General features: G+C 68.9%; 12 protein-coding genes and 1 tRNA gene. 10 read left to right on the forward strand and 3 right to left on the reverse strand.

Features of this window, described 5'->3' with window-relative positions; translation table 11 throughout:
* Positions 1 to 23 precede the first annotated feature (23 nt).
* From BLV57_RS36775 to BLV57_RS36790, 4 genes are read left to right on the forward strand one after another with little or no spacing between them, the layout of a single operon-like run.
* Positions 24 to 1202, forward strand: a complete 1179-nt coding sequence (locus BLV57_RS36775) for a Kelch repeat-containing protein (protein WP_091297683.1) — start codon at positions 24 to 26, stop codon at positions 1200 to 1202.
* Positions 1199 to 4369: a hypothetical protein gene (locus BLV57_RS36780; RefSeq protein WP_091297685.1), complete on the forward strand. Its 3171-nt coding sequence runs from the start codon at positions 1199 to 1201 to the stop codon at positions 4367 to 4369. The genes BLV57_RS36775 and BLV57_RS36780 overlap by 4 nt, the downstream gene beginning before the upstream one ends.
* Positions 4366 to 9552, forward strand: a complete 5187-nt coding sequence (locus BLV57_RS36785) for a hypothetical protein (protein WP_091297687.1) — start codon at positions 4366 to 4368, stop codon at positions 9550 to 9552. Before BLV57_RS36780 ends, BLV57_RS36785 begins: the two co-directional genes overlap by 4 nt.
* A complete protein-coding gene (locus BLV57_RS36790) occupies positions 9545 to 11386 on the forward strand; it encodes a hypothetical protein (RefSeq protein ID WP_091297689.1) in 1842 nt (613 codons plus the stop codon). Before BLV57_RS36785 ends, BLV57_RS36790 begins: the two co-directional genes overlap by 8 nt.
* 99 nt (positions 11387 to 11485) lie before the next feature.
* Here BLV57_RS36790 and BLV57_RS36795 read toward each other — a convergent pair whose 3' ends face one another.
* Entirely contained in the window at positions 11486 to 12262 is a 777-nt protein-coding gene (locus BLV57_RS36795) for a helix-turn-helix domain-containing protein (RefSeq protein WP_218134959.1), read from the reverse strand.
* Between the two features lie 173 nt (positions 12263 to 12435).
* Between BLV57_RS36795 and BLV57_RS36800 the strand changes: the two genes are divergently transcribed.
* The 6 genes from BLV57_RS36800 (at position 12436) to BLV57_RS36830 (ending at position 15944) form a co-directional block, all read left to right on the forward strand.
* On the forward strand, positions 12436 to 13326 hold the full coding sequence (locus BLV57_RS36800) for a nuclear transport factor 2 family protein (RefSeq protein WP_091297692.1): 891 nt from the start codon (positions 12436 to 12438) through the stop codon (positions 13324 to 13326).
* Positions 13327 to 13369: 43 nt separating this feature from the next.
* The gene (locus tag BLV57_RS36805) at positions 13370 to 13984 is read left to right on the forward strand and encodes an NAD(P)-dependent oxidoreductase (RefSeq protein ID WP_091297694.1); all 615 of its coding nucleotides are present in this window, start codon (positions 13370 to 13372) and stop codon (positions 13982 to 13984) included.
* A gap of 295 nt (positions 13985 to 14279) precedes the next feature.
* A complete protein-coding gene (locus tag BLV57_RS36815) occupies positions 14280 to 14819 on the forward strand; it encodes a lipoprotein (RefSeq protein WP_091297697.1) in 540 nt (179 codons plus the stop codon).
* 3 nt (positions 14820 to 14822) lie between these two features.
* Positions 14823 to 14888, forward strand: a tRNA-Val gene (locus tag BLV57_RS36820).
* Positions 14889 to 15114: 226 nt separating this feature from the next.
* Positions 15115 to 15555: a hypothetical protein gene (locus BLV57_RS36825; protein ID WP_091297700.1), complete on the forward strand. Its 441-nt coding sequence runs from the start codon at positions 15115 to 15117 to the stop codon at positions 15553 to 15555.
* Complete coding sequence (locus BLV57_RS36830) at positions 15555 to 15944, forward strand: hypothetical protein (protein ID WP_143047240.1); 390 nt, start codon at positions 15555 to 15557, stop codon at positions 15942 to 15944. Before BLV57_RS36825 ends, BLV57_RS36830 begins: the two co-directional genes overlap by 1 nt.
* A gap of 819 nt (positions 15945 to 16763) precedes the next feature.
* Here the strand turns inward: BLV57_RS36830 and BLV57_RS36840 are convergent.
* Together BLV57_RS36840 and BLV57_RS36845 are read right to left on the reverse strand one after the other, a co-directional pair.
* Positions 16764 to 17594 (reverse strand): SDR family NAD(P)-dependent oxidoreductase, encoded by an 831-nt coding sequence (locus tag BLV57_RS36840; RefSeq protein ID WP_091297707.1) that lies wholly within the window; start codon positions 17592 to 17594, stop codon positions 16764 to 16766.
* Between the two features lie 39 nt (positions 17595 to 17633).
* Complete coding sequence (locus tag BLV57_RS36845; RefSeq protein WP_091297709.1) at positions 17634 to 17996, reverse strand: nuclear transport factor 2 family protein; 363 nt, start codon at positions 17994 to 17996, stop codon at positions 17634 to 17636.
* Positions 17997 to 18579 lie beyond the last annotated feature (583 nt).

An 18579-nucleotide genomic window follows, 5' to 3' on the forward strand; every position in this document is an offset into this window, starting at 1 on the left:
ACGACAACGGAGGAATCGACGCCATGACCGCTTCGACCTTGGCGGCCACCTCGCGGTGGAACGCCACCGACAAGCTCCCCACGCTCGGGTCCTGGCATGGCCAGCACGACGGCGCGGTCTTGTTGAAGAGCAAGGAGATCCTGGTCACCGGGGGCGCGGACGCCGCGGCGGCGCCGCTCGACCGGACCGCGCTGTTCGACCCCGCCACGAAGAAGTGGGTGACCGCCGAGAAGCTCGCCGTGGCCCGGCGTCAGCACAGTGTCACCGTGCTCGACAACGGCGACGTGCTGGTCGCGGGCGGGCTCGGCTCCGCCGCGCTCTCCCCCGCGCTCACCTCCGCCGCCGTGTTCCTCGCCCAGGACAAGAAGTGGGACACCAAACCGGTGCCCAGCATGAACGAGGGCCGCTGGGGCCACAGCGCCGTCCTGCTCGACGACAAGCGCGTGCTGATCGCGGGCGGCTTCGCGCTGCGCTCCGACGACACCGTCCGGGCGCTGAACTCGGCGGAGATCTACGACCCCGAAAAGCGCACCTGGACGACGATCGAGCCGATGCTCGACGCTCGCGCCGGGCACGCCGCGCTCAAGTTCGGCGACGGCCGGGTGCTCGTCTGCTGTGGCAGCACCGCGATCGGGCCCGGCGCGTTCGCCCCGCTCGCGTATTGCGAGATCTACAACCCGGCCACGAAGAAGTGGACGGCCACCGGCAACCTCAGCGAGCCGCGGTTCCTGCACCAGGCCGTGAAACTGTCGGCGACCACCGCGCTGGTCGTCGGCGGCGGCACGCCCGGTGTCCCCGGCGACGGCACCTTCGACGCGTACACGAAGCTGAGTGTCGAGGTGTTCGACCTCAACGCGGGCAAGGGCACGTGGACGGCCAAGGCGAACCCACTGCCCGGTGGGCGCGGCAGGCACCGCGCGATCTTCCTCGGCTCGGGCAAGGTGCTCGTGATCGGCGGTACCGCTGGCGAGACCGGGTACCGCGGCACGCTGGTCTACGACTCGGGCGCCGACAGCTGGAAGCCGGTCGCGGGACTCGCCGAGGGGCGCTGGGCGTTCGCCGCCGCCGCGCTGACCGAGGCGCCGGTGACCGAGGTGCTCGTCACCGGCGGGTCCACCGCCGCCGGGCTCGCCGCGGCGAACCCGCCCGCCGAGGACCTGGCGGCGGGGACGGAGATCTTCACCGCCGGGAGCGACGTATGACCGACGCCTCGTACTCGTTCCTGCCGTGGCTGCGCACCGGGCTGAGCACCGAGATCAAGACGACGCCCGCGCCGGACCAGCGTCGCGCGAGCATCCCGGTGGCGTTGAAGCTGCGCGGCGACGCACTCACCGGCAAGCCGCTGGAAAAGACCATCGACCGGCCGATCCAGCTGTACGGGCCCGGTGACGTCATCGGGATCGACCCGCGGGCGATCTCCCGGATGGAGCCGCGGCCGTTCATCACCAACGTCGAGCCGAACTACCTGGCGCACATCGAGTTCTACGAAGAGGATTTCGCCTGGCGATACAGCCCCGACCCGCCCGGCGACCACGGCCGGGTGCGGCCGTGGCTGGCGTTGCTCGTGCTCGCCGGGCCGAAGGACCCGCAGGACCCCGGAAGCGGCGAGTTCCGTGAGGGCGGCGCTCCCGAGGGGCCGCTGCCGTTCATCACCATCAAGGACCTCGCCAAGCTGCCGTCCGCCGCCGAGCAGGGCGCCTGGGCACACGTCCACGTCAACGGCGATGTCGCGGGCGCGGTGCAGACCGAGTCGATGTCCGGTCCGCTGAACGCGCTGGATTCCTTGCTGCGCACCAATCCCGACAACGCGTGCTCGCGGCTCGTCTGCCCGCGACACCTTCAGCCGAGCACCGCGTATCACGCGTTTCTCGTGCCCGCGTTCGAAACCGGCAGGCTGGCCGGGCTCGGCCGTGAGCAGACGGGGGTGGGCGCGCTCGACTCCAGCTGGGGCTCGCACAACGTCGACGGCCGAATGCCGTACTACCACCGCTGGTCCTTCACCACGGGCACCGCGGGCGACTTCGAGTACCTCGTGCGGCTGCTGGAACCGGTCGACGCCGACGACAGGATCGGGCGGCTCGACTTCGACGTGCACAACCAGGCCGGTCCCCTGCTGCCGCCGATCGAGACCCCGGCGAAGATCGGCGGGATCCTCAAGCTCGGCGGCGCGTTGCGGGCGCCCCGCGACAACGACATCTGGGACAACTGGGACGCCCGGTTCACCGCGGCCGAGGGACACGAGGTGCCGCCCGACGTCACCTTCCCGCATCCCTTCCAAGAGGCGCTGGCCAAGCTGATCAACCTCGCCGACGACTATCTCGACCACCCGCCCGCGATCGCGCACGCCCGGCTCGCGAGTGAGGACGGCCCGGCCGTGATCGGGCTGGCGGACGAGGTCGATCCGGTGATCACGCCGCCGCTGTACGGACGCTGGCCGTCACGCACCTCGCGGCTGCGGCCGACGCCCGAGCAGAAGAACTGGGTGCACCGGCTGAACCTCGACCCGCGCTTCCGGGTCGCGGCGAACTTCGGCACCGAGATCGTCCAAGCACGCCAAGAGGAGTTCATGGCGGCGGCGTGGGATCAGCTCGGTGACGTGCTCGAGGCCAACAAGCGGATCCGGGCGGCGCAGCTCGCCGTCGAGGTCGGCTACGCGTTGCAGGACAAGCACTTGGGCTCGCCCGCGACCATGGCGGGCTTCGCGGCCCAGCCGCCGCGTCCGGCAGGCCGGACGCTCGCGCTGACCGCGCCCGCCCACTCGCGGGTGACGACACCGGTCGTGAGCACCGCGGACGACGGCGTCGCCGAGCAGCTCGCGGTCGGCTTCCAGGTGGCGGTCAGCAAGCTCACCGCCGCGCCGGTGTCGCCCGCCATGCGGCGGATCACCCGGCCGGGCACCAGGCTCGTCCGCAGCCTGTTCAGCCCGGACAAGCCGGTCGAGGCGCTGCTGCCCAAAATGGACGCTCCGGTCAACGCGGTGACCGCCGCCGCGGCCAAGCGGACGCCGCCTGCCGTGGTCACGTCGACGAAGGTGACCGGCGAGCTGCATCCCGTCCCGCTGCCGGATCCGGTCGAAAGCCTGCCGAACAGCTTCGACTTCACCCTGCAGTCACCGGACGCGCCCGGCGTCCCGCCGACGGCCGACCCGCTGCACCGGGACAGCTCGCAGGCGAGCGCGTTCAAGGACGCGCTGCGCGACCTGCACGGCGGCTGGAACACGGCCGACGCGGCAGCACGGACGACGCCGCGCGACCCGGTCGGCGTCGCCCCGCTCGCCGCGCGGGTGCTCGGCAAGCTCAGCTCGACGGAGACCGTCACGAAAACCCTGCTCAGCACAGTGAAGATGGAGTCGGCGCGGCTGGCGCCGTTCGCCGAGCGGTTCATCGAGGCGATGGCGTACCCGGTGATCGACCTGCCGATGTACGAGGCGCTGCGGCAGCTGTCGACCGACAAGTTCGTGCCCAACCTCGGCCTGATCCCGCCGAACACGGTCACCCTGCTCGAAACCGACCAGGAGTTCATCGAGGCGTTCATGGTCGGCCTCAACCACGAGATGGCGCGTGAGCTGCTGTGGCGTGAGTACCCGACCGATCAGCGCGGCACGCCGTTCCGGCAGTTCTGGGACCCGCGTCCCGGCGACGGCCGCACGACCCGCGAACAGCTCTACGACATCCCCGCGCTCGACAAGTGGGATCCGCTCAGCAAACTCGGCGAGCACGACAACCGTGAGCTGCCCGGCGAAAAGCAGGAGAACGAACTCGTGCTGGTCATCAGGGGCGAGCTGCTGAAGAAGTACCCGAACGCGGCCATCTACGCGCAGCGGGCCGCCTGGCGGCCGGACAACGACCACCCCGACCCCAAGCAGGAACGGTTCCCCGTCGAGCCACGTGACCCGGACAAGCCTACGTTCGACGAGATCAGGCTGCCGATCTACGAGGCCAAAGTGGACCCGGACCTGACGCTGCTCGGCTTCGACCTGACCAAGACCGAAGCCAAGGGCAGGCCACCGACCGCCGCGGACCCGAAGGGCGATCCCGGCTGGTTCTTCGTCATCAAGGAACGGCCGGGCGAACCGCGGTTCGGCGTCGACGAGGGCAAGCCGACCGACCTGGAGACCTGGAACGACCTCACCTGGGAGAACGTCGATCCGGGTGGCCGCAACGGGTTCATCAAGCTCGACGGTGCCGCCGAAGTGTCCATCGTGGATCTCAGCGACGCGGTGGACGACGTCGAGAAGGAAGCTCAGCACGGTGAGGACACCGCGATCCCGACCTGGTCGGGCCGGTTGAGCGCGGCGGACATCGCCTACATCCTCTTCCAGGCGCCCGTGCTGATGGCCGTTCACGCACAGGAGATGCTGCCGAAATGACCGACCCAGTCAGCGACGACTTCCCGGTGCTGCTCGGGCCGGTCCGCGTCGAGACCCGGTTCACCGCCACCGAGCTGCTCGTCCGCATCTTCCCGGACGACTGGTCGATCGACAAGATCGAGGAACTGCCCACCCAGGCGGAACTGCGCGCGCTCGACGCCTACTGGATCGCGTTCTGGCGCGCCGGCGGGAACGCCGCGGGCGAGCAGGCCGCCTGGCAGGAACTCGCCGGGCGGATCCCGGCAGGCCGGGCGACCTGGCTGCTGCGCGATCACCGGCCCGACAATCCGGCGGACAAGCCTGCCGGGGTGCAGGCGACGACGACGGTGCTCATCGTGTTCGGGCAGCAGGCCGTCGCCGCGGGCGACCGGGCACCCTCGGTCGCCTACTGGACCGCGGTCTGGCGGGCGCACGGCGACCGGGCCCGGCTCCGCGATGCCGAGATCGCGTTGCGCGCCGCGGTCGGACCGGACCGGGCCGCGGCGATCCGGGCGCGGCGGCCGGCCGGGATCGACGCCGCGGCCGTGACACCCGGCAATGACGTGGTCGTGGCGTTCCTGGTGGTCAAGCCGCCTCCGCCAGCCAAGATCGCGCCGGAGTCATGGACGGTGCCCGCCAAGGCCACCCTGCTGCCCGACCACTTCACCGTGTTCGGCTACATCGGCGACGACCAGGTGTTCGCGCTGCCGTGCGCCCAGATCACCGGCGACCTGGAGGTCAGCCCCGACCCCGGCGCCGACGACAAGCCCAAGATCAACGACGACGGCTCACTGCACGTGCCGGACGCGTTGCGGTGGCTCACGGAGTTCCAGCGCGCGGTCGACATCGGCATGGGCTTGCGCATCAAGTACTCCGAGGTCGACGCCAGGGTCCCCCACGGACTGACCCGCCTGGTGGTGCTCGGCCTGCGCGGCCGGTCGACACCGCAGCGGGACGCCGAGGACCTGGCCGCGTTGTTCGGCCGTCAGCTGCACAGCCCGGCCGGGTTCAGCCTGCTGCCCCAGGGCACCCCGACCAACAACACCGAGCAGGCGCCGGCGGGTCAGCACACCAAGGACGAGGCGACGGCCGCGCTGCGGTCCATGGCCGGGTTCACCGGCGAAGAGTCCACCAAGGACGGCCAGTGGTTCGCCGAGCTGCTCGGCATCGACCCGGCGAGCCTCGACGGGATGCCCAACGCGGACCGCACCGATCAAGCCGACGCCCGCGCGGCCAACACCGCGCTGTGGCCCGCCACCTGGGGCAACTTCCTGCGCACCACCCTCAACCCGATCGTGAGCGAGCAGGTCATCGCGCAGACCCGCGACTTCTTCCTGCGGTACGTCTCCGGCCGCGGCCCGATCCCGGCGGTCAAGATCGGCAGGCAGCCGTACGGCGTCATCGCGACCACGGCGTTCTCCAGGCTGAAATGGCCGGTCGGCACCCCGCACCGGCCCGGTCTGCACGCGCTGCTCCAAGCGGCCGCGGCGGACTGGGACAAGGCCGTCGCCAAGGTCACCCATCTCGACGGCGAGCACACCGATCCGCACCAATCGCTGCTCGACATCCTCGCGCTGCACCCGGGTTCCGCGGAGTTCTACCAGCGCTACGCGCAGAGCGTCGACGACCTGTTCAACCGGGAGAACCTCGGCGGTGAGGGCCACCGGGTGCTCTCGATCATCGAGCGGCTGCAGATGGCGCCACCGATCAAGGCGCTGCTGCGCAGGCTCGGCGCCACCGGCGACCCGGACCTGCTGGGCAGGCTGTTCGTCGGCGACCAGCATCCGCTGATCCCGCCGCTGATCGACGACCGGCCGCTGTCGGAGACGGACCTGATCGGCAACTCCCCCAAGCCCGCGAAAAACTACCTGGCCTGGCTCGCGGCGAACGCGGCCGATCTCGAGATCATCAGGCAGGAGAACGGGTTCGAGGGCGACGCGCGGCCGTCCGCGCTGCTGTACCTGATGCTGCGGCACGCCGTGCTGCTCGGCTGGGCCGAGGCCGGGCGGCGGCTCGCTCAGGCACGCGGGTCGGCCGTGCCCAGCCCGGCCGACCCGCCGTTCATCCACATCGCGGACGTGCCGGGCCATCCCGAGATCAAGCTGCCCAGCGAGAGCCGCTATCGGCAGCTCTACTCCCCCGACCCGAACATCACCGGGAACGCCGAGCCGCTGCACAAGTACATCCCCGGCGTGCTCGGCACCGACCCCGCCACCGCCGAGCTGGCCGAGCAGGTACGGGCGCTGGCCGCGCTCGCGAAGCTGCCGACCGCCCGCCTGGAGCGGGTCTTCACCGAACACCTCGACCTCGCGACCTATCGGCTCGACGCCTGGCGGCTCGGGCTGGCGACCGAGCGGCTCCACGAGCTGCGCTACGCGACGGGCACCGCCAGGCGGGGTGTCCACATCGGAGCGTACGGCTGGCTCGAGAACATCGAGCCGAAGGACGGGACGTTGCCCACCAAGCCGGTGCCTGACGGGCTGGCCTCGGTCTTCGGCGCCGACGAGCTGCCGCACGACGAGAACAACGGTGGCTACATCCACGCGCCGTCACCCGCTCAGGCCAGGACCGCGGCCGTGCTGCGTGCCGGTTACCTCGCCAACCGGACGACCACGCACCCGGAGTCGTTCGCGGTGAACCTGAGCTCCGACCGGGTCCGCGTCGCGCTCTCGATATTGGACGGCCTGCGCCAAGGCCAGACGTTGAGCGCGTTGCTCGGCTACCGGTTCGAACGCGGGCTGCACGAGGGTCACCCGGACCTGAACCTGGACCGTTTCCTCCAGCCGCTGCGGGGTGCTTTCCCTTTGCGCGCCGGGAAGTTGTCCGAGAGCGGCGCTCCGGACGACGTCAAGCTGGTCGAGGCCCGCAACGTCGTCGACGGCTTGGAACTCGTCCGCCGCGCCACTCGCGTCCCGGCCACGCCGACGTATCCGTTCGGCGCCACCGGCCTGCCGGAGACCGGGGTGACGGACGACGAGAAGAAGGCCATGAACGAGGAGGTCCAGAACCTACTCGCGATCCATGACGCGCTGGGCGACCTGGCCGTCGCCGAGGGTACGCACCAGGCGCTGCTCGGCAACACCGAGCGTGCGTCGGCGACGCTGGATTCCTATGCCAAGGAGGGGTTCCCGCCCGATCCCGAGGTGGTGAAGACCCCGCGCAGCGGGATCACGCTCACGCACCGGTTCGGCCTGCAGCTGACGCCGGGCCTCGGCCCGGACAGCGGCGCGCCGCTACTCGGGCGCAACGGGCCGCGTGGCCGCGCCGAGCCAGCGGTCAACGCGTGGCTCAAGGACATGCTGCCGCCCGCGTCCAAGGTGGCGGCGAGGGTCACCTGGACCGACCCGATCACCAAGAAGCCCGCCGACCGGGTGGTCACCATGGAGGATCTCGGACTGCAGCCGATCGACCTGCTCTGGGCCGTGCGGTCCGCAGGCGAGGGTGAGCTGACCGATCTGGACGACCGGATCGTCGGCGTGGTGGTCGCGAAGGACCAGCCGCGCCCGGACGCGAAGCTGAAGATCGTCTACTCCACGCGGATCCCGGAGAAGGTCACCTTCTTCGAGCTGTCGCCGCTGATCGCGTCGCTGCGCACGCTGTTCACCACGTCGCGCCCGCTGCGGGCGGCCGATCTCGTGCCCGGCGCGGGGCTGGTGACGACCGACAGCACCGCCGACGACACCGTCACGCTGCCCAAGGAGCGTCCGGTCGCGGTGCTGGAGTCGCTCAACGACCTGCTCAAGAAGGTCAAGGAGTTCGACGCGACGCTGACGCCGCTGCTGCCCGAGGTGCCCGACCGGGCGAAGTTGCTCACCGGCATCGACACGTTCCTCGGTACTTACGCGGGCCTGGCGGCCGGAGCGGGCCGGTTCGGGCTGCTGCGCAGTGGCTGGGGCGAGCTGACGCTGTGGCGGCAAGGAGTGTTCCGCGAGGTGCTCGACGCGCTCGCGGTGACCGTCGCCCGGATGACCAAGTCGCTGGCCGCCGCCGATCTGCTGCTCGAGCAGTACGGCAGGCTGCCACCGTCCACTTCGGACGAAGCCAGGTTCAAGCTGCTGGAGCAGGCGTTGCGGCTGCTCACCACCACACCGGGGCCTCGTGACGCGACACCCGCCAAGATGCGCACCGCCGTCGTCGCGAAACGCCAGGCGTTCAACACCAAGCTCCAGGCACTCTCGAAGGCCGCCGTCACGACGAAGACGACGTTGAGCGGCCTGCTCGCGGAAGCCTCGGCCAAGCCGCCGGTGACCGACTTCGACCAGACCGGGCTCGACCTGGCCCCGTTCGGCGATCGGGTCGTCGAATACGGCCGCGAGCTGCTGACCAGGACGAAGAAGCTGGGCAAGGAGATCGAGGGCCGCGTCACCGCCTGTGGCAAGGCACTCGTCGCCTACGACGCGGCCGTCACCGGCGCGGACCGGGCCGAGGCGGGCACGGACGCGCTCAAGGCGCTGCTCGGCGCCGACGTGCTCACGGTGCCGGAGTTCACGCCGTCCGAGCAGCTCGCCGAAGACTGGCGTGACGCCCGCCGGGCCAGCGACGACCTGATCGACCATCTCAAAGAGGCACCGCACCATCGTGACTATCCCGTCGACGACTGGCTGCACGGCATGGCCAGGATCAGGGAAAAGCCACGGCTGTGGGAAAAGACGGTCTTCCTCGCCGACGCGCTGCTCGGGTCCGGCGGGCTGCTGCCCAGCTGGACCGAGCCGGAGCTGACCCCGATCCAGCTGCCCTACCGCGACGACGACACCTGGCTCGCGATGGACTTCTCCGTCAAACCCAAGCCCAAGCTCAACGAGGACCGCGTGCTGTTCACCGCGCACTACGCGGCCGAGCCGATTCTGGGCAACGGCAGGCATTGCGGGCTGCTGTTCGACGAGTGGACCGAAGTAATCCCGGCCGAGACCGAGACGACCGGCATCGCCGTCCACTACGACCGGCCGGATTCCGAGCCGCCCCAGGCGTTGCTGCTGGTCGTGCCGCCCGCGGCGGACCACAAATGGCAGCCGGGCGACCTGCTCGCCGCGATCCACGAGACCTTCGCGCTGGCCAAGGCGCGCGCGGTCGAGCCGGAGCATCTCGACGACACCGCGTACGCGCAGCTGCTGCCCGCGACGGTGATGTCCGCGACCAGGAAGCCGATCACCATCAGCACCGACCTCGCCGTCGCCAACCTCCGCTGGAAGGCCACCCATGACTGAGCCGGGCCGACTCGACTTCCCCCAGGCGCTGACCGACCGTCTCGAACCGACGGTCGGGCTGTGGAACCGGCTGGAGGGCAGGCCGCGCACCAAGGATTTCGACCGCGCGCTGCGTGCCGAGATCCGCGATCCGCTGTGGCTGCTCACCCGCCAATGGCAGCTCGGCGAGTTCCGCGGCGCCGACGCAGGCTCACCGGTCACCGCGACGTATTCGGTGGCAGGCAGCACGCCGAACCGGTTCCGGCCGCCGAACGGCCCGGCCGAGGACGTGCCCCCGGACCGGCCGCTGGAGTCCGTCGCCGAGCGCAGGCCGCTGCCGTTCGCCTTCGGTGCCGACCCGGTGTCGTTCGACCTCCGGCTCACGATCGGGCACCGGTGGTTCAAGCTGATCCGCCGGTTCCTGCTCGGCCAGCTGCAGGATTTCCGCGCGCAGTACATCAAGCTCTACCCCATCGCGCTGCCGAACCCGAAGTCCGTCAGCGACGCGTCGAGGGTGGCCCATCCCGAGGTGTGGGCCACGATCCAGACGATCGCCGGGCGGCAGATGGACGGCTACCTGCTGTACCGCTATCTCAAGGACGACACGCGTCACAAGGCTTCTGACGGGATCGACGACCTCGGGCCGATCCACCCGCACTACCAACGCCTCAACGAGCTGGGCCGGAACCTCGTCGCCTGGTTCGACGACCTGATCGACCAGCCAGGCAGCGACGCCACCTGGGACCCCGCGCATCTCGAACATCACTTCTCGGTGTCCGCCGCGGCCACGGACGGCAAGGAGAAAGTCCTTACCGCGCAAGAGTATCCAGGCGGCCAGCTCGACTGGCACGCGTTCTCGATCGACTCGAAGACCGTCGTCGGCGGCGCCAAGCCCGCCTCTCCGCCGATCAGCCGCACCGTCTTCCCGATCCCGGTGCGGTACTCCGGGATGCCGCTGCCACGCTGGTGGGCGCTGGAGGACGGCCGCACCAACTTCGCGGCGGTCCGGCCGGACAGCACCGACCTCGCGCGGCTGATCTTCCTCGAGTTCGCGCTGGTGTTCAGCAACGACTGGTACCAGCTGCCGTGCGATCTGCCCGCAGGCACGCTCGCCGACATCCAGGGCCTGTCGATCACCGACGTCTTCGGGATCTCACAGTGGATCACCCCGGCGGTGGCTGGCAGGGACGAGGACTGGCGACGCTGGTCGATGTTCACCCTCGACACGATCGGCACCGACGACATCCCCGCCGACACCGCCATGTTCCTACCCCCGAGCGTCCCGAAGGTCGCGGACGGGCCCGTGCTGGAGGAGGTCCTCCTCGTCCGCGACGAGCAGGCCAACCTGGTCTGGGGCATCGAGCAGACCATCCCCCTCGCCACCGGCGAACCCCGCCGAGGCAGCGAAGCCGCCGCCGAACTCCTCGCGCACCGCCTCAGCCTCGACCCGCTCCCGCCGCGTACCGACCCCCGCGCCCCCGTCGCGTACGAGGCCATGAACTCGGTGCCGGAGAACTGGATCCCCTTCGTCGCCGTCCACGCCGACGCGGGCAAACGCTCGATCCGCCTCCAGCGCGCGGCCATGCCGGGCGTCGTCGACGCCAAGCCCGTCCGCCCCCGCACGTCGCTGCTGCGCGAAGGTCTCGACACCGCTCCGAAGCGGTCCTACTTCGTGAACGAGGAAGAAGTGCCGCCGTCCGGCACCCGGCTCACTCTGGCCTACAACCGCACGCGCTGGCGTAACGGCCGGGTCGTGGTCTGGCTGAGCGCTCGGCGGGGCATCGGCCGGGGCGAGGCTTCGAGCGGCCTGGCCTTCGACCACCTCGTCCCGACTCCCCCACCCGCGGCCTCGTGAGTGGGTGACCACAGGGCACGCGACACGTCGTGACCAGCAGGATACGATCGGCCCGGTCAGGAAGCAGCGCTGGGAAGTGATCACCGGCCGAAGTGTTCGTCAGCCCGGGTCTGCCGTGAACACCACCGCCCTCAGATCGCCGTCGGGAATGTGGACGGTGTCGCAGTCCAGCGCGATCTGCCCCAGATCCTCATGCGGCACCAGCATCCGGCTGTCGTGCTGCCCGGCTGTGGGCGTGCTCGCCCAGAGCTCGGCGAACACGGAGCTGGCGCGCTGGAGGTCGGCGGTCAACGATGCCAGGTCTTCGTCCGCGGGGTAGCGGGTCGAGGCCGCGTGCAGCTCGGCCACCAGCAGGCGCTGGAAGCGCGCGTCGTCACCTGGGGATCGCCGCACCTGGCCGCCCTGGCCGACGAACACCCGCCAGGGGATGTTGCCTTCGCGCGGGTGGAGCGAGGGCACCCCGCAGGCCAGCGCTTGCCAAGCCTGGTTCCAGCCGACGACCGTCCACGTGGCGTCGAGCACGCACACCGGCGTGCTCTCTATCCGGTCCACGAGCCGGCGCGCGCCATCACTGAGCCGCCGTGGCACCCGCCCTTCCACCGGCGCGTAACCGGCCAGCGTGCACAGGTGCTCGTACTCCGCCCTGCTCATCCGGAGTGCTCGGGCCAAGGCGTTCAACACGCCGGGCGAGGGATTCCGGCGACCCTGCTCCATGCGTTTCAGGTGATCCGTCGACACGCCGGCCAATTCGGCGAGCTCTTCCCGGCGCAGGCCGCCCGTGCGCCTGCGACCGTGACCGACGACACCCACCTGTTCGGGCTGGGTGCGTTCACGTCGCTCCCGCAACACCGTTCCCAAAGTGCTCGCGTCCGACATGACCGAAGAATATCAGCGGCAGGGGCCAGGAGGGGACATCCTGGCCCCCGCTACGGCGGCCGAAACCCGGAAGAATAACCACCAGCAAGACGGAGACAGCACGCGCGAATCCGTGTTGAAACGCACTCCGCTCTCGATGTTTTACCGATCGTATTCTCGATGAAGGAATTTTCATGACTGATGTCAACTACCTCGCTGACCGGGTCGCTGTCGCCGAGACCGTGGCCCATTTCGCTTGGTCACAGGATCTCAAGGACTGGGCCGGTCTGCGCGCGATCCTCGCCGACACCGTCACGATGGACGTCTCCGAGCACTTGGGCGCGCCGTCACAAGAATTGAGTGCCGATGATTTCGTGGTCGCCAGCCAGGCGATGCTGGAAGGGTTCCAGAGTACTCACCATTCGACCTCCAACGTCATCGTCGAGGTTGAGGGCGACCACGCCACCTACCGGAGTTTCGTGGTGGCCTACCACCACGTTCCCGCCGACGAGGTCGACTGGCTCGTCGTGCGTGCTTTCTGGCACGTCGACCTGCAGCGGATCGATAATGAATGGCGGCTGAGGCGCATCCGCGTCGTGCGGAAGGCCCCTTTCGCGGGCAACCCCGAGCTTTACGCGATCGCCAAGGGGGCCGCGGGCAAAGGCGGGAGAGAAGTGAGCGCATCGCCCGACGACGTGCGCGCCGTTCCGTTTCGCATGGCCGCGGCGATGTCCGATCGTGACGTCGAAAAGCTGGTGGCCAATTACACCGACGACTTCGACTGCGTGATGCCGGTGCACCCTGATCGGTCTTTCCGCGGTGCCGACCAGGTTCGCGCGAACTACACGACGATCTTCGCCCGGTATTCGAACGGCCTGGACGCCCGGGTCATCGACTCCGTGGTGGACGGTGACCGGGTGTGGACGGAGTGGGAGATGGTCGGCACGCGGGCCGACGGGGTCGTTGAGACCATCCGCGGCACGGTCATCATCCGGGTCGAGGACGGCCGCGCCGGAGCGGTCCGCTTCTACCTCGATCCGGTCGATGCCCCGGACGCAACGGCACAGCTGAACATCCTCGGCTGAAATCCGGCTCGGCAGACGCATTGACCCTCAGGAGTGGATTTTCATGCACCTCACCGTTCTCGCCGCGTCCGGCCCGACCGGACTTTCCCTTACCCGGCAGGCACTCGAACGTGGCCACATCGTCAGGGCCATCGCCCGCGATCCGGACCGGATCACCGTTCCGGACGCCCCGGGGCTGACCAAGATCGTCGCGGACGTGTTCCGCACCAGCGAGATCGACTCGGCGCTCGAAGGCAGCGAACTGGTGCTGTCCGGGCTGGGTGTGCCCAAGGGGACGAAGCCGGGTGTGCTGACCGCGGGCGCCCGGTCGGCGGTGGCGTCGGGCGCCCGCGTCATTTGGCTGGGTGCTTACGGCACAGGCCCCTCGGCCGCGGTGGCAAGCGCGCTCAACCGGCTGGTCCTCAAAGGACTCGGAGCGGAGGTCGCCGACAAGGTCGAGTCGGACGCCCTGGTCACCGAAGCCGGCGGGACGGTTTTCCACGCCGGGCCCCTGTCGAACAAACCGATCAGCCCGGACCGGCGCACCGTCGGGCTCGATGCCTCCCCCAAGAGCATCTTCCGCATCATGGTGAGCCGGGACACCGTTGCCGCCGCGATGCTCGACGAAGCTGAGAACCCGCGGTTCCCCGGCCGAATCGCTGTCCCACTCACGCGCTGATCTGAAGGTCTACGTGCGGCTCGCCTGCGGGTCGCGCACGCCGCGCGCGGGATTCGGAGACCCAAAGTGGCGGCCGCTTGTTCGCCAGCCGCCCGGTCATCACCCGTCCGCTGTCCCGCTGGGGACACATCCTGCCACCCATCGTCCTGATCGGGATTGGGCTTCTGATCCTCATCGAAGGCGGCGCGTTCTGACTCTGAAGTCGGAACGATGCGAGGAAGAGTGCGGACAGTGGACAGATAACAAACCTGGTAGACGTAGCATCTATGATGCTCAGATGACAAATGGGGGGATCATGAAGCGGCTCGCGCTTCTCGTGACCATGCTGCTCGCCGCCGGCTGCGGATCAGATGTCGAGGGCCAGCCACAACCCCAGCCGAAACGCAACGAGCTCGGCCCGGCTACCTCCGCCTGCCCGATGCCGATCACCTTTCAGCTGCTCGACGGCTGGCGCGGCGTTCGCCAAACCCTGAAGACACGGCAAGGCGACGTGCTCTGTCAGATGCTGCTCGGTCCCACCATGGATGCCGGGTCCCTACGGATCTACCGCGTCACAGGCACCGCCGACTCGAAGGCGGCACTCGAACCGCTCAGCGACGTTCTCCCCGGCGCGGAAAACAAGGTCTACCAACAGGTCCCCGTCACAGCCGGTACCGCGACCGAACTGACCTACGTCATCAACTGGGGCGACCGGCTCACCAAGAGCAGCATGCTGGCCGTGCCCTACCGAGACGGCGTCGTCGTCCTCCAGATCATGGGCGAGAGCAACGCCGCGGCATACGAAGCGAGCATCAAGGCGTACGAACAAGCCAAGAACACCGTGACCTTGACCTAGGTCGTCGCGCAGCGGGAGAGCACTCGGTTTACACCCGAGCGGTCGTAGGTTCGATCCCTACTGCGCCCACCGAATCGAAAGAGAGCCCTGTTCGCGGAAAGCGCGAACATGGCTCTCTTTTGTCATGTCGCTGTGATCCGGCGGGACCGGCTTTCCGGGTGGCGGCCCCGCCCGGGGCGGGATCTGGGCGGGATCTGGGCAGGCGGGTCGGCATGGTTTCGCCTGATGCCGCCTGGGAATCGGGGAAGGGGTCCTTGGCGGCTGCCTCAGTCCGGAACTTGGGGAAGGTGCTGAAATGGGAGTCAAACGGGCGATCGCGAGTGCGGTTTGGGCGGTGGCGATTCCGGCGGCCTTGGTCGCCGTGCCGCAGGCCGCGTACGCGCAGACATATCCCGGCGGCGATGGCGGCGGGATCTTGGTGACCTGGGGAGGAACCTATGAATCGGCCAACTACATGGACCATATCTCCGTGACGTTGTGCGACGGGGATCCCAGGAACACCAATGAGGCGGTCGCGTACTTCCGCGTCAACATGGTGGACGGGACCAGCCGGCTCGCGCCGACGGAGATGCGGGTCAGGCAGTTCGAGAAATCGTGCAAGCTGTACGGGAACATGCGCATCGGGTACGCGGAGTTCATCAAGAGCGTGCAGATCGTGTTCTGGGGTTCCACCAAGCCAGGCAACAAGTACTACACGAAGCCCGCGAACAACCCCTTCGGCTGCGGTGGCTGCTGATGAGGCGCGCCAGGATTCTCGTGCTCGCGGCCGCGGCGGCCGCCAGCCTGATGATGTCTCCTGCCGCGCAGGCGTCGCAGGACGGGCAGACAGCCTGCATGGCGGAACGACCCGGCTACAGGTTCATCTACCCATGCTCCACGTCGGTCATGGATGCCGACTGGACCGGTGACGGGCGGCCGGATGAGTCGTTTTTCATCGAGGTCGGCAAGGTCATGCACGTCTGGCCAGGGCATCAGCCGGTCCAGCTCACCAACGGGGTCGCCGACAAAATGGTCGGCGCGTACCGGAAGCCGAGCTCGCGGCAGGTGAAGGCCATCTCCGGCGGCCGCTATCGCTGCGTCAGCTACCGCGTGCCCGAAGGCTGGTCCTACTGGTACAGCTGCTGAGCAGCCCGGCGTTGCTCGTGAGTGCTCCCGCCGGTTCTGAGGCGCGGAAGGCCAAGTGTGGCTGGCTGGTGAGGCGCGCTCACGACGCCGATCGGCTGGGGTGTGTGGGTTTTGGGGCGTTAGATGACGTTCATCCAGCACACCCCTTACCGGGTGCTGGATCACCATCGGGTGCCAGGTTTCAGCGACGTCACGCTGTTCGGGCGAGGGCGGTTCGGGTCCGCCGGACCCTGGAACCGGCGTTGGCCCGCCGCAGAAGCCGACGCGCTACGAGGACAACCAGGCTTTCCTCCGGACGAGCTGATCCGGCCCGCCGAAGTGCTGCTGTCCGAAATCCTCGGCGACACGCCCGTGGCGGTGTGGCCGAAAGACCTCTACGCGCCCGAGCTCATCGGCGGCCCCGAGGCCCGGACGGCCCGCCGCCGACCGCGTTGCGGCGGTGCACCGGTGACAAGAACAGGCCACGCGCGTCATCGACGCCCTCACGGCCACCGATTCCGGCGCGATCGTCCCCCTGCACGAGGCCCCCACCGACAAGCCCGACGACCAGCCCAGCAGCCCCGGCATGTGAAGGCCCGCGCGAGCGGCATCAGATACTGCGACATCGCTCTGGGAGCTTCTCGCGACTTCCGCTAGCGTCCTCGGCCTACTGTTGTAGTGGGCTTTGTCGACACGCCGATCGTCGTCAGCCGTGTATGCAGCGAAGCGGTGTAGGCCTGGAAGGCGTCCGACTCGTCGACTCGCCGCGCACACCACGCCGGCAGGCGGAGCGTCCCCGGCGCGTACCTGCGCGAGCACGAGCGGTCCGCAGCCGTTGGGCTAGAAGTCCGTGCTGCGTGAAAGCTTCTCGTTGGCGCGTAGCTCCACGAGGGCGTTCTCGTGCATCGCGGTGACGACGTCGTAGCCGGAGTTGCCGAGCACGATCCGGCGCGGCGGAACGGGTGCGTTCATAGCGCTGATCACGGCTCGCGCTCCCCGCACGGGATCGCCCTCTTGCTTGCCGTTGTGGTCCACGAACGCCGCCTTGACGCTCTCGACCATCGGCACGTAAGCGTCGACGACCTCGTTGACGGGCTGGTCCTGGAAGCCGGCGAAGGCCTTGGTGCGTGTTGCTCCCGGCTCTACGACGAGCACCCGCACACCGAACGGCTCGACCTCGAGCCGCAGCGTCTCCGACAGTCCTTCGACCGCGAACTTCGCCGCCGAGTAGTAGCCGAACCCCTGCGCGGTGACGAGGCCCGCCACCGACGACATGTTCACGATCCAGCCGCCACCGCGTGCCCGCATACCCGGCAGGACCGCACGCACCACGTCGACCACGGCGAACAGGTTGAGGTCGAACGTGCGGCGGATCGTCTCGTCAGGGGCCCCTTCGATCGAGCCGAACCAGCCGCGGCCAGCGTTGTTGACGAGCACGTCGATTCCGCCGAAACGCTCCTCCGCCGCCTTGACCGCCGCACGCACCTGCTGGGCATCGGTGACGTCGAGCTCAAGAACCAGCACGCGGTCGCCGTAAGGCTCAGCCCATTCCCGCAGCTCAGCAGGCCGACGCACGGTCACCGCGACTCGATCGCCCTGGCCCAGTGCGGCCTCGGCGTAGATCAGACCGAACCCTCCGGGCGTCCCACCAGTGATGAACCAAGTCTTCATGATTTTTCTCCGTCGAAGATTGAGATGACGTGGGTTCGGTCAGGCCGTGTGGTTGGCGATGACGAGTTCGGCGATGAGGTCATCCCGCACCGTGAACCGGTAATCGAGTTCGGCGACGCCGCCCGGGAAGGTGCCTTCGAGCCGCACGGTCACCACCCAGTGGGCGTCGTCGACGCGGTGAGCGCCGGTCTGCTCGGTCGTGTACTCGAACTCGGACCCGGCGTCCCGCAGGAACGCGTAGGTCTTCTCTCGGCCGCGGAAGGTCTCGTCCTGATCGACGATCACCGCGTCCTCGGTGAGGAGCGACGAGGCGGTGTCGGCGTCGTGGACGATGTGGGCGGCGAAGAACTCGCGGACGGTGGCCGGGAGCAGATCGGACTGGGAATCGGTGTGCTGTGTCATGAGCCCATCGTGTGGCCTCGCGGCGTGGGAGGGTCAAGCCGTGGACTCTCCCCCAGGGAGAGAGTCCAGAATGGACGGGTGCTGACCATTGGCGAGGGGCGGCCGACGGTCCACACCGGACTGCTCACGGGTGGCCACCGCAGGTGAGGACGGAGGTCAGCCATGGCGCGCACCCCTCGCGGCGACCGGTCGGCCGTCCCCGCCTTGGTGAATCCGATGCTGGCCAAACCCGATGGCGGCAGGTTACCGACCGGGTCTGCCTGGGCGTATGAGTACAAGCTCGACTTCTGTACACGGTTTCGGCCTGATACGTGGTCATGCGACAGGCCATAGACGACACTGCGCTGAACAGCGTCTTTGCGACTTGATCGCAAAGACGCGCCACATTTTTCGACGCGCCCGCGATACTCAAAGCCACATGCGACGACTCATCCTCTTGACCGACCCGATGACCAGGTACCCACGCCGTCCGGCTGTCCGCGACAGCGAGTCCACCAAGAGCCGTGAAGCCCACGATCTCGGCCAAAGTGCCTGGCGGCAGGCCACCGCGCAAGCCTCACACAGTGCCGTGATCGTGGCCTTC

Source organism: Amycolatopsis xylanica (genome assembly GCF_900107045.1).
In the GTDB taxonomy this organism is placed as follows: domain Bacteria; phylum Actinomycetota; class Actinomycetes; order Mycobacteriales; family Pseudonocardiaceae; genus Amycolatopsis; species Amycolatopsis xylanica.

Coding starts and splice junctions, on each gene's coding strand:
- BLV57_RS36775 (WP_091297683.1), top strand. CDS start 24: ATGACCGCTTCGACCTTGGCGGCCACCTCGCGGTGGAACGCCACCGAC.
- BLV57_RS36780 (WP_091297685.1), top strand. CDS start 1,199: ATGACCGACGCCTCGTACTCGTTCCTGCCGTGGCTGCGCACCGGGCTG.
- BLV57_RS36785 (WP_091297687.1), top strand. CDS start 4,366: ATGACCGACCCAGTCAGCGACGACTTCCCGGTGCTGCTCGGGCCGGTC.
- BLV57_RS36790 (WP_091297689.1), top strand. CDS start 9,545: ATGACTGAGCCGGGCCGACTCGACTTCCCCCAGGCGCTGACCGACCGT.
- BLV57_RS36795 (WP_218134959.1), bottom strand. CDS start 12,262: ATGTCGGACGCGAGCACTTTGGGAACGGTGTTGCGGGAGCGACGTGAA.
- BLV57_RS36800 (WP_091297692.1), top strand. CDS start 12,436: ATGACTGATGTCAACTACCTCGCTGACCGGGTCGCTGTCGCCGAGACC.
- BLV57_RS36805 (WP_091297694.1), top strand. CDS start 13,370: ATGCACCTCACCGTTCTCGCCGCGTCCGGCCCGACCGGACTTTCCCTT.
- BLV57_RS36815 (WP_091297697.1), top strand. CDS start 14,280: ATGAAGCGGCTCGCGCTTCTCGTGACCATGCTGCTCGCCGCCGGCTGC.
- BLV57_RS36825 (WP_091297700.1), top strand. CDS start 15,115: ATGGGAGTCAAACGGGCGATCGCGAGTGCGGTTTGGGCGGTGGCGATT.
- BLV57_RS36830 (WP_143047240.1), top strand. CDS start 15,555: ATGAGGCGCGCCAGGATTCTCGTGCTCGCGGCCGCGGCGGCCGCCAGC.
- BLV57_RS36840 (WP_091297707.1), bottom strand. CDS start 17,594: ATGAAGACTTGGTTCATCACTGGTGGGACGCCCGGAGGGTTCGGTCTG.
- BLV57_RS36845 (WP_091297709.1), bottom strand. CDS start 17,996: ATGACACAGCACACCGATTCCCAGTCCGATCTGCTCCCGGCCACCGTC.